General features: G+C 72.0%; 15 protein-coding genes. All 15 read right to left on the reverse strand.

Going from position 1 to position 13,432, the window contains the following annotated elements:
- Positions 1-75: 75 nt before the first annotated feature.
- Positions 76-324 carry a hypothetical protein gene (locus tag J4709_RS29410; protein ID WP_208245156.1) on the reverse strand — a complete coding sequence of 83 codons (249 nt, stop codon included), beginning with the start codon at positions 322-324 and terminating at the stop codon, positions 76-78.
- A gap of 102 nt (positions 325-426) precedes the next feature.
- Positions 427-591: a hypothetical protein gene (locus J4709_RS29415; RefSeq protein ID WP_208245158.1), complete on the reverse strand. Its 165-nt coding sequence runs from the start codon at positions 589-591 to the stop codon at positions 427-429.
- 91 nt (positions 592-682) lie between these two features.
- On the reverse strand, positions 683-1,150 hold the full coding sequence (locus J4709_RS29420) for an IPT/TIG domain-containing protein (protein ID WP_208245160.1): 468 nt from the start codon (positions 1,148-1,150) through the stop codon (positions 683-685).
- Between the two features lie 66 nt (positions 1,151-1,216).
- Complete coding sequence (locus J4709_RS29425; protein WP_208245163.1) at positions 1,217-2,320, reverse strand: ADP-ribosyltransferase; 1,104 nt, start codon at positions 2,318-2,320, stop codon at positions 1,217-1,219.
- A complete protein-coding gene (locus J4709_RS29430) occupies positions 2,317-5,556 on the reverse strand; it encodes a phage portal protein (RefSeq protein WP_208245165.1) in 3,240 nt (1,079 codons plus the stop codon). Before J4709_RS29430 ends, J4709_RS29425 begins: the two co-directional genes overlap by 4 nt.
- Positions 5,557-5,559: 3 nt before the next feature.
- Positions 5,560-5,748 carry a hypothetical protein gene (locus J4709_RS29435; protein ID WP_208245167.1) on the reverse strand — a complete coding sequence of 63 codons (189 nt, stop codon included), beginning with the start codon at positions 5,746-5,748 and terminating at the stop codon, positions 5,560-5,562.
- Positions 5,749-5,823: 75 nt separating this feature from the next.
- A complete protein-coding gene (locus tag J4709_RS29440) occupies positions 5,824-6,156 on the reverse strand; it encodes a hypothetical protein (RefSeq protein ID WP_208245169.1) in 333 nt (110 codons plus the stop codon).
- Between the two features lie 244 nt (positions 6,157-6,400).
- Positions 6,401-8,047, reverse strand: coding sequence for a hypothetical protein (locus J4709_RS29445; protein WP_208245171.1), 1,647 nt, complete (start codon positions 8,045-8,047; stop codon positions 6,401-6,403).
- Positions 8,048-8,106: 59 nt separating this feature from the next.
- Positions 8,107-8,355, reverse strand: coding sequence for a hypothetical protein (locus J4709_RS29450; protein ID WP_208245173.1), 249 nt, complete (start codon positions 8,353-8,355; stop codon positions 8,107-8,109).
- 74 nt (positions 8,356-8,429) lie between these two features.
- A complete protein-coding gene (locus tag J4709_RS29455; protein WP_208245182.1) occupies positions 8,430-9,626 on the reverse strand; it encodes a hypothetical protein in 1,197 nt (398 codons plus the stop codon).
- A gap of 79 nt (positions 9,627-9,705) precedes the next feature.
- The gene (locus J4709_RS29460; protein WP_208245184.1) at positions 9,706-9,957 is read right to left on the reverse strand and encodes a hypothetical protein; all 252 of its coding nucleotides are present in this window, start codon (positions 9,955-9,957) and stop codon (positions 9,706-9,708) included.
- 1 nt (position 9,958) lies between these two features.
- Entirely contained in the window at positions 9,959-10,975 is a 1,017-nt protein-coding gene (locus tag J4709_RS29465) for a hypothetical protein (RefSeq protein ID WP_208245185.1), read from the reverse strand.
- Between the two features lie 81 nt (positions 10,976-11,056).
- A complete protein-coding gene (locus tag J4709_RS29470; protein WP_208245187.1) occupies positions 11,057-11,704 on the reverse strand; it encodes a hypothetical protein in 648 nt (215 codons plus the stop codon).
- Positions 11,701-12,606, reverse strand: coding sequence for a hypothetical protein (locus J4709_RS29475; protein ID WP_208245189.1), 906 nt, complete (start codon positions 12,604-12,606; stop codon positions 11,701-11,703). Before J4709_RS29475 ends, J4709_RS29470 begins: the two co-directional genes overlap by 4 nt.
- Entirely contained in the window at positions 12,603-13,403 is an 801-nt protein-coding gene (locus J4709_RS29480) for a hypothetical protein (protein ID WP_208245191.1), read from the reverse strand. Before J4709_RS29480 ends, J4709_RS29475 begins: the two co-directional genes overlap by 4 nt.
- Positions 13,404-13,432: the final 29 nt, after the last annotated feature.

Raw genomic sequence — 13,432 nt, forward strand, 5'->3', positions numbered from 1 at the left:
CCTGCGGGTTCGGGACGCAGCGTGGCAGGCCGCGACGGTTACCGTCGCGGCCTGCCGGAAGGGTGCGGGATGGTGTCACGCGGCGGATGGCGCCTGCGGCGGCATGCCGTTGGTGACGTGCGCGGCCACCCACTTCAGCTCGGTGGAGGTGTCGGTGAGGATGCGGGCGAACACGGCGGCCGACACCGTCTCGGGAGCGTCGACGGCGTCCTGCAGCACCTCGGCGAGCGCCGCGACGTTGGCCTGCGCCACGTTCAGCAGCCGGTCCAGGTCCCCGCCGTGCGCGGCCAGCATGTCGTCCATGACCGAGTGGGTGTTGCGCATCTGCCGCTCCTTGATCGGGGCCCGGGTGCTTCAACCGGGCACACCTTCATTGTGGGGTCGGTTGCCACCCAATGCAAGGCGAACGGGCAGTGTTTTGCCTGGTCAGGAGGTTACGGTGGGCTTCTGGAGCACAGTGCCGGGCCTGTGCTGGCAGTCGCACCACCGGCCCGCCCCGGCGGTGCCGTCGGCGCTCTCGGCCTGGATGCGGTTGCGCTGCACGTCGGTGCACTGCACGTGGCGGCGTTCCCGGCAGGCCACACAGATCATCGCGGGCGCTCCTCAGATCGACGGTGCGGGGCCCGGCGGCAGGGACGAGACCGCCGGGCCCCAGGGAAAGGGCTCGCGGGCCCTGTGCGGATCAGACGAAGGTGTAGCCGCCGGTGAGGGTGGCGGTGCCGCCCGTCGTGGTGACGGTGACGTCGACCGCGCCCGCCGACACCGCCGGGGTCTTGCAGGTGATGGTGGTCGCGTTCACGACCACGATGTTCGTGGCGGCCGTCGCGCCGAACTTCGGCGCCGCGTCCTTGCCGAACCCGCGCCCGGTGATGGTGACGGCGGTGCCTCCGGCCGCCGCGCCCGTCGCCGGCGACACGCTGGTGATGGTCGGCGCCGCGAACTCGGCGTTCCACACCGACGTGGGGATGATCTGCCCGGCGCGGAACGCGAGCTGCTTCTCCGCGGTCGGGTAGTTGGCGCCGTCGTACGGGGAGTCCCGGTAGACGTTGATCAGAACCTTCACCTTCGGGTCGGCCTCGGCCTGCGCCTCCAGCACCGTCCCGCCGGGCGACTTGGCCACCGTCGTCCCGTCCGCCTTGACCAGGGTCATCGCACTCCCGCCTCCATGCTCGTCTGCGACGGCATGGTGGCAACCCGGGCCCGTTAACGTCGCGGCCTACTTCGACGGCAGCAGCCGCAGCGTCACCACCCGCCGCCCGTTCTTCACCTCGTCGGCCACCACCTCGAACCGGCTGCCCCGGGGCAGCAGCAGCTCACCCTCCCCGCCGTGCGAGGACAGATGCCCGGTGCGCATCACCCTCGACCCGGCGGGCAGCTCCACCAGAACCGAGGTGTCGCCGTGGAATGGCGCGGTGGGCGAGGTAGACATGAACCCCTTGTCGGTCCACGTCTTGCCGACCCTCGACCCGACCGGACCGAAGATGTCCTCGCCGTTGCGCACACCCCGCTGCGTGCGGATCTCGTACCGGGTCGGCTCGACCTTCCCGAACGCATCGTCCATCCCCGCGACGAGGCCCCGCGCGTCGGCCGGGTCGATGAACTCCTCGGGCAGATCGTCGAACTGCTGCCCGCGCAGCTCGTTGTTCAGCGGCCCGAAGTAGTCGCCGGTGTACTGCCGGATCGCCTGCCCCTCGGGGGAGTCCCGGCCGATGTCCATCTCCGCGGGCTTGACCAGCCGCAGCGCGGCATCGCCAGTGAAGATCGGGATGTCCGCCGAGGACGTGCCGGTGGGCAGCGACGACGGAGCACGGTCGAAGGGCGGCGGCCCGACGGGCTTGGCCGCCTCCAACTGGGAGACGTGCGCGATCGCCTCCTCCTTGGAATCGAACCGCTTGGCCGTGAACCCCCCGGCCCCGGACGCCCACCAGCCGGTGTCGTCGCCGCCCAGGAAGTTCGCCGGGTAGATCGAACCGCGTTCTTCGCCGTGCACCAGGACCGTCGTCGTCGGGGGAGTGCCGGCGACCAGCTCGACGCCGTCCGGCAGGCCCGGCGCACCGCCGCCGGGCTTGTCGGAGAACTTGCCACGCCGGTCCCGGGGATGCTCGGCCTCGTCCCAGTGCACGGCCTTGCCTTCGGTGCCGGTGCGCGGGGCCTGGCGCAGCGCGGCCAGTTGGTCCAGGATGGGCTGCGCCCGCCGCCAGTACTCGGCCTCCGCCTCGGCCGCTGCGGACTCGTCCACGTCGCCGTGTTCGGCAGCCCAGGCGTCCCGGACCTGCTCCAGTTCGTCCAGCAGCACGTCCCGGCGCGTCGGCGTCGTCATCGCTTCACCAGCTTCTTGACTCCCGACCACGTCTGCTGCTTCATGACCTGCTTGCCCGGCCAGTCGGCCGCGCCGGGCCTGTACCCGAACGCGGCCAGTTCGGCGGGCGTCGGCCACGCCGACGGGTCGTAGGGAGCGGCCTTGACCTGGGAGCGCCACGTGTCGAGCGTCTGGCGCAGCGCCGCATCATCCGGCGCAGCCTTCCCCAGCTCGTCGAACATGTGGGTGAGTTCAGCCTGCGCGGTGTGCTTGTTCCAGTCGTAGCCGGCCCGCGCCCAGGTGTAGCCGCCGTTGAACGGCTCGCCACCCTGCGCGGTCAAGGTGATCTGCTCGATCCCCGACTCGCGATACCAGTTCTCGAACTCCCGGTTCACCGCCGTGGCGATGCCCTTCTTCTGCCAAGCCCGTTTCACCTTGGCCGTCTCGTGATGCACGAACTTGTGATCTGCGTTCACCATCCGCTCGAACCAGCCGACCTGTTCTCCGTCCTTGGTCTGGAGCCGCAGCATCCAACTGCCCTGGCTCGCCGAGACCTCTCCCACCTCGACCCCCTCGGGCAGGTCGGCGCGCTGAGCGACGGCCCGCACCGCCTCGCGGAGCTTCTCCCGGTCGCCGACGGCCGACAGCAGCGACTCCACCGGCGGATGCTGCCGGGTGTCGGCGCCGCCGTCCTGCTGCCCGCCGGTGAGGTGGTCGGCGCCGGCGAACGGCTTGCCGTGCCGCGCGGCCGTGGCCGCGTCCAGGGGCTCCCACCCGTGCCGCCAGTGGTACGGCGTCCCGGGCACATGCCGTCCGGCGACGGCGTCCTTCACCCGCAGCGTGTAGGTCTTGCCGTCGGTGCCGGTGGCGGCGAGATGCTCGGCGCGCGGCACCTCGCCCTCGGGGGCGCTGGTGTACTGGCCGGAACGGCGGACGCGGAACTGCAGCAGGCACCGGCAGTTGAACGTCTCGCCGGGCGGCCCGAACGGGTCGCCCGGGTAGCGCAGCGTCGCCTCGCCGACGTGGAACGGCTCGCCGAGCGGCTCATGGTGGCCGTGGACGGCCTTGTGGGTGTCGCGGACCTTGTCGTCCTGGCGGGTCAGCCACATCCGCTGAACGGCGGCGTTGGGGTCGGCGTCGGCGAGGGCCTGCGCGGCGGCGTCGCGGGCCCCGGCGGTGGTGGCGGTCGCCGCGGTCGCCGCGATCCGGTCGGCCCACCCGGTGAGCTGCTTCTCGTGCGCGCGGACCAGGTCGCGGATTTCCTCGAGTTCGCGGCCCTGCTTGTCGGCCTGGTTGATGAGGATCGCCAGGTGCTGCGCCTGCCGGTCGGCGGACTCGGCGACCAGGTCGACGATCTGCCCGGTCAGCTCGTCGACGTCCACGTCGGTGTCGCCGGCGACGTCGTCGAGCAGCGCCCGGGCGGCGGCGCGCGCCGCCGCTTCCACGATCGGGGTGACGGTGTTGGCCGCCTCGGTCCGCCACGCCTGCGCGTTGACGGCCTTGGCGGCGTCCAGCGCCTTCGCCCCGACGCGGGTGTCTACGTCGTACTGCGCGACCCAATGCCTCGTGCCCTTGCGGGACTTGGGGGACGCGATGCGCGCCAGGGCCCGCTCGGCGAGCCGGACGACGAGCGCGGACAGCGCGGCGGCCAGCGCCGCCTCCAGCTTGTCGTGCGCGGTGCGGTCCGGGTGAGAGACCGCCTCCTCGTCGTCGGCACTACCGGGCTGGGAGCGGGTCCGCGGCGCCCGGTCGGCCTTGGTGACGATCAGCCGCAGCGCCTTGCGGGCCGGGGCGGCGGCCGGGCGCGGCGGCGGCGCGGCCCGGCCCGGCGGGGGCGGCGTCGCCGGCGGGGTCCGCGGCGGGTTGGGCGCGGCCCCCTGCGCGGGCGGGGCGCCGTCTGCGGGCGGCTCAGCGGCCGGCTGCGCGCCTTGCTGACCGGGCGGCGCCTGCGGGTCGCCGTGCAGCGGCGGAGGGTTCTGCAACGGCGGCTCAGCCGCGCCGACGCCCAGCTCAACCGCGTCTTTCTCCGACGTCGGGACCGGGGTGCTGCCGGACGGGATGTACAGCGCCCGGGTCTGCGGCATGTCGACGGCGTCGTAGCCGGCGTACTCGCGGTACTCGTCCGGCGTCACCAGACCCGCGGCGAACTCCTCGCGCATCTCCGCGCGCTTCTCGGTCTTCGCCTGCTGGAGAACCTCCACGTCGGAGGTGTCCAGGAAGGTGTCCAGGTCGTCTTCGGAGTCCTCGTCGAACCCGGTGGCGATGAGGTCCAGATGCGGCTTCATCGTCGCCCGCCAGAACGTGAGTTCTTCCTGGCTGGCGTTGTCGAACGTGCGGTCGGCGGCGTAGCCGAGGATGCTCTCGGGTACCCCGAACGCCGCGAGGATCTCCAGCTTCGCCGACTTGGACGTCACCTCGTACTGCGCGTCGCGCGGCCGGGCGGCCAAGTCGACGTAGGAGATCTTCCCGTTGATGACGGTGAGCTTCCCGGCGTCGACGGGGCCCGGCGCGAACCGCGACTCCACCGTCGCCATCTCTTTCTCGTCCATCTCGCCGTCGATGCCGAGGATGCCGCCCGGCCGCGCGTCGTTGCGCATGAACGACACGTTGTAGAGGCGGGAGAAGAAGTCGAGTTCGACGCTGAGCCCGGCCGCTTCCAGCGGCGTCACCCCGCAGTACGGGTCGAGCGGGTGCGGCTCGCGGAACCACCGGACGTTCTCGGGGTCGATCTCGGTCTTGGAGCCGTCGGCGCGCCACACCTCGTAGTGGTCGACGAGCGTCTGCCCGGCCCCGGGGATCGGGCGGGTCCGGCCGGGCGGCAGCAGGTCCATGCGGACGATGTCGCCGCCGCGCGAGCGGGTCAGCTCGACGAACGCGCCCCGCTTGCTGAGGAGGAGCTGCGCCGACAGCCGCTTGCGGAACTGCCGCCCCGTCTCCAGCGGGTTCGCCTTCTTGTTCAGCACCCGGTACAGCGGATGGTCTTCGATGACCTGCTCGCCGTCCTTGATGCGCACCGGCAGCCGGGAGGCGTGCCCGGCGATCGCCTCCACCGACTTGAACACCCAGACGAGCCGCTCGTACGCCTCGGCGACGGCGCGCTCCACCGGCCACGGCCGCGTCTGCCGCGTGTTGTACAGGCCGGCGGCCGTCAACGCGTTGTAGTAGCTGGCCAGCACCACCTTCTCGTCGGTGGCCACGGCCGGCTTGGTGTCGACCCGGGCGGGCCGGGCGAGCGTGGGAAGGAACCGTCGCGGCATCGGCTACTCCAGCCCCATCCAGATCGCCGCGGCGACCAGCAGCGCCCCGGTGGCGGCCACTCCGGCGGCGGGCGTCCACCACCATGCGGCGGCCAGGACCAGCACGCAGCCGACGGTCAGGCAGGCGAGCGCGACCCGGTCCTGCGCGCGGCGCGTCCACCTCGGGTCACCGTCGGCCCGCTTGCCCAGCACTCCCCGCCCCCCAACCCAGCCAGGTGCCTGCGGTTGGGAGGCTAGGAGCCGCGACGGGTTAAGGTCGCCTGCTGGTCATCCGGTGTCGGCGCGGCCGTCGTCGTTGCAGCCCAGCAACTCGCAGTTGTGGGCATGGCTGCGCTTCTTGCGGGTGCCGATCGGGCCGCCGATCAGGTGGGCCCGCTTGTCGGCCGCGACGCACGGTTCGTCGGCGACGTCGTCGTAGGGTCGCCGGCACTCGGCGCAGTACACCTCGAGAATGGGGATCTTGAACGACTCCTGGACGGGGATGCGCACCGAATGCCGCAACACCGCCCACCGAGCCTGCTGGTCGCTGAGCCCCACGGTCGCGGCCCCCACCCAGACGTGCCACTGGGTACCCGCGTCTGCGCCTGCATCGTCTGCCACTGAACCGCCCCCTCCGGTACGCCGAAGCGACCGGCGGGCCCCACGCGGCCGGGCAGGGCCCCCGGCTGCGTCGGACTGTTGGCCCCCCGGGGTGGGCGAGTCGACCCCTGCCCCGTGATGCTGACGGAAGCGTGATCGTTCGCTGAATACGGTAACGGTGCAGGTCGCAGGCGCCAAGCACGCCATATCCCAACTGTCGGGAAAGGAACGCACCCGGGCGGTAACCCCCCGGCCCCGGCGAGGTTCAGGCGAGCAGCCGCGCCTTCTTCTTGCGTGTCTTGGGTGGTGCCGGCTCGTACACCGCCAGCAGGCACGCCTCCGCCCGGTCGGGCGAGGACAACCCGCGTTCTTTCAGCGACTCCTTGGATTCCACGCGGGTGTGACCGGTGGAGGTGGTGCCGATCGTCGGGGCCCGCATCTGCGCGAGCGTCTTGGAGTCGATCCGCAGCCGCAGCCGGCCTTGGCCTTCCTTGCCGGGTTGCAGCAGCGACCGCGCGGCCAGCCACATTTCGTCGCGCTTGCGGTGCGGGCGCAGCGTCGCGGCGTCCGGCTCCCGGTCGGTGGACTCCGACACGATCACCGGGACGATCTCCGCGCCGTGCAGGCCCTCGCTGCCCCAGGCGGCCAGGATGCCCGCTACGCCCCACCCGACGCCGATGCCGTCGACCTTCACGCGGATCTTCGCCTCCGACCCGAGTAGTTCGCGGAGCCGTTCGGCGTGCCGGATCTCCTCCAGCACCCGCCCGGCCACGTCCATCGGGTGGATGTTGGCCAGCCCGGCGGCGGTGTGCCGGATCTGCACCAGGTCCCCGACCGCGCGGGCCACCACGAACTCGTCGCCGCCCCCGGCCGCCACGTCGACACCCAGCCGGATCCACGCCCCCTTGGCGACCCGCCACCCGTCGGTCTCGCCGTCCAGGCTGTGCAGCGACACGTACTCGTCGCCGGCCGGCTCGTCGGCCTCGGCGGCGGCCTCCACCCACGCCGACGGCAACGCTCTGCTCGGGCCGCCCTTGGGGAACTTGGCGAACACCTTCGCGATGACGTAGTTGGCGTCCTCGCCGTTCTCGCGGATGGTGTCGTCCACCCATGACTTGTCGACCAGGTGCGCCGCCAGGCTGTGCACCGGCATCTCCGGCGGGCACGACCGGCACCGCGGCGCCTCCTCACCCGACAGGTTCGGGGTGTCGTAGGCGGAGATCGGGATGGTGGTGACGTCGGGGTTGTCGCAGAGCTGCTCGAACCAACTGGACTCGTCGTCGGTCGGCGGGTTCCCGATCGCCAACATATGGGTGCCGTCGCCGGTCAGCATGGCGCGCAGGTTCCGGCCGATGACGTGCCCGATACCGCCCGCCTCGTCGACGATCAGCAGCAGCGACGCTTTGTGGATGCCCTGGATCGCCGTCTCATTCCAGGGCGGCGCGGCGAGCCCGTACGCGGTGACGTGCTCGTGCCCGGCCGCGTCGGGGAGCTTGAGCTGTGTCGCGTCGACCGTGCCGAGCAGCCCGGCGCGGGAGTGGGCGTTGCGGATCTCCGGCCAGAGTTGGCGGATGACCTGCCGCCACTGCGGGGCGATCGTCACCGCCAGCGCCGTCCCGACGGGGCGGGTCATGGTGAACCAGAGCGCGGCCCGAGCCGCCGTCCAGCTCTTCGAGCTTGCGAAGCAGCTCGGCACGGCGACCCGGCGGGCGGACGGGACGGCGGCGAGGATCTTGCGGGGCAGGCTCCACAGCGTCTCGCCGAGGACATCCTCGATGAACCCCACCGGGTCGTCGGCCCACAACCCGTAGGGAGACCCGGACTCGCGCGCCGCCACGGCGAGCACCTGCTGGGTCTCGGCGACCTCCAAGCCGCGGACGAACCCGCGCCGCACCTCCGGGGACACCGCCATCAGCTCGGCGTACAGGCGGGCGGCCTCTCGGGACCGGCCCCGCGTCGGCGCCCGGCCGGTCACGTCCCGGTGCGCGGATAGCAGGCGGGGCACAAGGCGGCGTCGCGGGCGGCAAGTTCCAGCGGCCCCGGCCGCCCGCAGGCGGTACCGCCCTCGGCGGGGGAGCGGCGGTGCGCCAGAGCATCCCCGGTGGTGTCGCCGGCGGCCTGCCACCGCAGCGCCGGGTGCCGTGCGGCGTGCACGGCCGCGAGCCGGGCCCGGTCCGCGCGCCGGGCCCGCGCCTCTTCCAGGTCGGCGAGGGTTCCCACGCCGGTCACAGTGGCGGCCCGGGACCGTTAACGTCTCCGCCTGGTCCCGGGCCGCCCCTACCCGCGCGGGGGCGCTACGACTTCGGCGGGACGTACGGCTCGGGCACCCGGATCGGCAGCTTCCACCCGATGGACCCGATCAGCTTCCCACGACACGTGTTGTTCCACGCGTGCATCACCAGGTACAGGTGGAAGACGTTCTTCGGGCCGGTCTGCGAGGCGTTGTAGGTCACGCGACGGCTGTTCTGGCTGAGCAGGTAGTTGCGCAGCTTCAGCGCCGGAGCCTTCGGCTCGGGGATCGCGCCGGTGACGAACTGCTCCCAGAACTCGTCGATCGGCGCGTCCGGCCACGCTTGCCGGATCAGGACGTCGGCGGCGGCGACGGACGTCGGTGAGATCTTCACCCTCTTCACCCGGTTGGCGATGGTGACCGACTCGCGGACGCCTGGGTACTTGGCCAGCATCGCGTCCAGATCGTCCTCATCGACGGGCGTGCTGTTCCACTGCTCCTGCGGGCAGTGCTCCCACAGGTGCAGCAGCCGCAGCGTCGAGCCGAGCAGCGGGCCGTTGCTCTCGCCCTTGGAGTACAGGGTGTCGCCGATCGAGCGCCTCTTGCCCGAGTCGACGACCCCGAAGGTGTCGGGGTTGGCGTTGCGCCACACCACCATCGGGATCGGTACACCGGACTCCATGCACGCCTGCATGCGGTTCTGGCCGTCGAACAGCCACTCGGTGCCGTCGGGGTTGGTGGAGAACGCGATGCCCTGGTGGGTGAGCCGCCACTTGCCCTCCCGCATCGTCCTGGCGTAGTCGGCGATGGACCGCTTGGCCTCGGGCCGCTGACGGCGGCCGGGCGGCGGGTTACCGGCGAGAGCCGCGTACTCCAGCGCCTGCTCGGGGGTGATGACTTCGGCTCTCATCGTGAGGCCGTCGGGGAGTTCGACGGGGGCGACCGTTTTCACGGCCTGCTCCGCCTCCTTGAGCAGCTCGCCGTAACGCCGCTCGAAGTCTTCGTCTGCGCGTGCCATGCGCTCGTCTCGTTCCTGTCGTCGCTGCTCGTCGTAGAGCCTCTTGGTCCAGCCGACTCGCTTCAGCCGGGTGAGGTCGTTGGCATGCGTGCTGGGGATTTTCGGGTTGCCGTTGTAGGTGACGCTCGCGCCCGTCTCGTCGTTGATGACCTTGATTGCGGTGCCGTGCTGGCGGACGGTGAACCCCTCGGTGTGGACGATCATGTCGAGCGTCTTGGCTGCCTTTGCCTGCAACGTGGCCATCGGTCGTGGTCCTTTCTTCACTGCCTGTAATGGCATCCGGGTAGCGGTAAGAGGGGAACCGTCGCTTCTTGTTAGGGGGTTAGTGCGCCTTCGCGGCGGGGACGCCGCGGCTTTCATCTTCTGCGCGGCGCGCACGGAGCGGCACCGGAATTCCGGTATTGGTGGAGTGCGTGGTGGTCGCGAGCCGCCGCGCGGTCGGCCTGAAGTGCAGGTCCACGCCCCGGCCCGGCCCGTACGAGCGGAACACGCACGGGCCCAGGCCGGGATCGTTCATCGTGCGGTGGACGCAGGTGCCGGGTTCGCCGCCGCTCAGTGCGTCGACGCCCGCCACCTCACGCCACCTGCTTCTTGCCTTGCCGCAGATCGGTGACGTAACTGGCCTTCATGCGGCCGGTCCGCGCGACGTCGGCGTTGCTCCACGCCGGGCCGTGCACACCGTTCATCAGATCCAGCGCCACCTCGTCGCGGACCCGGCCCGCGGCCTTCCAGACCGCCTTCAGCCGCCGGTGCTCCTCGGCGGTGTCGCGCACGAACTGGGCGACCTCGGGCTCCGGCTTGGCGACCAGCTCTCGGTACATGGTCTGCAGCTCGTCCATGTTGCCGCGCGCGATGATGTCGTCCCAGTCGACCGTCTCCGGCGGCACCTGCATCGAGGCAGGCATGGGCCTGAGCGCGTCCTGGAAACTCGACCGGTCCAGCAGAGCCGCCCGATAGCAGTTCGCCTGGATGTCCCAGCCCTTGTCCTTGTGCTGGAAGTGCAGCACCGCGAGCCCAGCGTTGCGGGGGTGCCGCAACGCATCGGCCTTCTCCCGCGCCTTGCGGGCCATCTCGCCGGCCTCGGCGAGCCGGGTCGCCGGGTTGTTGATGGAGGACAGCTTCGCCTCCACCTCCGCCTGCTCGCGGACGCGGCGCGCGGCCTCCCAGACCGCCGTCTCCTGCACGTACTCCCGGGCGGCGGCGTGCAGGAACTCGGCGACCTCGTCCTCCGGCTTGCCGACCAGCCTGCGGTACACGGTCTGGAGACCGTCCATCTCGCCGCGCGCGGCGACCTCGCCCCAGTCGACCGTGTTCGCCGGCGCCTTCATCGTGTCGGGCAGCCGCTCCAGCACCTCACGGAAGGTGAACCGGTCCAGCAGGGCCGCCCGGTAGCACTTCGACTTCCCCCACCCCGCGTTCCGGTGCTGGAAGTACAGGACCGCCAGCGCGGCGTCCCGGTGGTGCAGCGCCGCGTCGGCCTTCGCGCGCGACCTGCGGACCGTCTTGCGCGCCTCGGCGAGCCGGTCTGCCGGGACGGCGATGCCGGTCAGCCTCTCCCAGGTGCGCTCGTCGTACTCGTTCTCGTCTGTCATCGTTTCCCTCCTCTCTGTTCCTCGGGGTCGACCGCCCCTAACTGTAGGGCCGGTTAACGCCCGCACCTAGCTTCTTGATCGTTAGTTCTCGAGCAGCTCGACCCGCACGGACGCCACTTCGATGCCGGGCACCGGCGCGATCTCCACCCGGTTGTCGTCGAGCACCACGGCGGCCAGATGCCCCACCGAGGCGCCCGACGGCGTCTTGCACACCACCCGCACGTCGGGGGTGCCGAGCCCGTGCTCGACCAGCAGCAGTCCGTCCGGGCCCGGCCGCGCGGCCAACTCCACCGCTCGGCCCGGCTCGGGCGGCTGCTCGGCGCGCGCCTCCTGGTCCGCGGCGTTGACCAGGGTTCGGCAGGCGTACGCCAGCGTGTCCTCGGCCTCCACCGGGTCTCCGTCGCGGTACTCGGCCAGCAGCATCGCCAGGGAGGCCCCGACGACCGCACTCCGGCTCCACTGGACGGTGACCGGGCCAAGGAGCCGCCGCCGTGCCGCGCGCTCGCGCGCGTCGGCGCCCGGGGGCGGCGCGTTCCAGCCGTCCGGCCGCTCCCGGGCGGGCAGCGCGTCGACTGCGGCGACCAGGTCCCGCGCCGCCGCCGTCATGTGCTCGGCGGCGTCCTTGGCGTCGCCGGCGTCGCGCTCGGTCTCCTCCAGGTCGCCGGCGACGATGTGCAGCGCCGCGGCGGTGACGCGGTTGCGCAGCACGCTGATGGGGGTGGTGCTCATCCGATTCCCTTCTTGCGGTCGGCGCCGACCGCGTTGATGACGTCGGCGTCCAGCGCCGAGTGGAGCACCGCGCCGCCCGCCGTGCAGATCGACCCGGCGGTGCGGCCTTGTTCGACGAGCGTCTTGGCGGCGCCCGGCCGGAACCCCTCCTCGGCCACCAGGTGGGCGACCAGATCGTCCGCCGTCTCGAACACCGGCGTGATCGGCGCCCCCTCGGTGACGCTCTCCCAGAGCTGCCAGCCGTCACCGGCGGGCGGCTCGGTGGGCCGCCACGCCTTCGCCTCGGCGCGCTGCCCCGGGTACGCCTCCACGTGGCCGTCCCCGCCGCAGGTGGCGCACGCGTAGGCGACGCCCTCCCGCACGCAGCGGGCCTTGATGACGACGCGGGCGTTCATGCTGTCGTGTCCCATGCCTCGCAGCGACCAGGCGTTGACCTGCTCGGCGGTCAGCGCGGCGGGCGGGTCCTTCGGCTGCCACCCGCCCCCGGCGCCGCGGTCGTGGGTGAGTTCCGTGAGCCGCCCGGCCGCGACCAGCGCGTCCACGTCCTCCTGGGCGAGGTGGTGGCACCACATGGAGTTGAACAGCGCTCCGAGCCGGGCCGCCTCCCGGCAGATGGCGAACTCGTCGGCGCCGTAGTAGTCGGGGGCCTGGGCGATGTGCAGTTCAGCGAGCGCCCGCACCTGCGGGGTCGCCGGGGTCAGCAGCGTCGACCCCGTCACGGCCGGGTGGAACGGGATCTTCCCGTGCCACAGGTCGAACAGGTACTCCCCGCTCGGCGACAAGCCGTGCTCACAGTCGGGGCAGGAGTCCGGCAGCAGGTGGTCGGGCGTCAGGTACCCCTGCCACCGCTGGTCCAGCGGCCAGACGAAGTCGACTGGCACCCGCTTCACTTCCCTGCTCATGTCCGGCTCCTTGCGTCGGGGCCCGGGTGCTTCAACCGGGCCTCCCGCATATTGTGGGGTCGGTTAACATCATCTGGCAAGGGGGCAGGCCGCCTGGGCTGGTCTTTGCGCTGCTCACGGCCACCGCACAGCGGGCACCGGTCGGTCCGCCGGAACGACGCGCACCCCTCGTGATGGGTGCCGTGTCGCGTCAGCAGATGCAGCTGGAAGGCGTTCCACGCGCCGCCCTCGTGCAACGCCACCTGCTCCTGCGGCTCGAACCCGGCGTGGGGGTGCGGGATGACGCACCGCACGGAGTGGTTCCCGACGCCGGAGTGGGCGCCGGCGACGCCGACGAGCATCCCCCCGACCCAGAACTCCGGCGTCTCGGTGTGCATCCGCGCCGTCTCGATCCCCTCGACCGACTCCCAGCGCCGCACCATGTGCCCGGCGACAGGGGCGAGCTGGCCACCAGACCAGCCCAGCCAGCCGTTCACCTTGTCGACGGCCGCCACCACCCCGCCCGTTGCGATCGCGGCACACACCGGCTCAGCGAGCGGCCGCATCCCGTCCACCGGCAGCCCGTGGCAGTCGCGGCGCGCGACCTCCACGCACCCGCCGCACGGCACCTGCTCGATGCCGGGGCCCTCGGTGCCGCCCCACAGCACCCCGCCGTCGGCGAGCCGCAGCCCGCACAGCGCGTCACCGTGCGCCATGTCCTCGGTCTGCGGCACCAGGTGCACGGTGTACCCGGTGCGCGCGTACACCTGCAACGTCGCCAGCGACGCGGCGGCCAGCGGCCCGGCCAGGCCGTCCATCACACTGCCTCCTCACGGGTGGTCCAGCC

The organism is Actinomadura violacea (genome assembly GCF_017573465.1).
GTDB classification, from domain to species: Bacteria; Actinomycetota; Actinomycetes; order Streptosporangiales; family Streptosporangiaceae; genus Spirillospora; species Spirillospora violacea.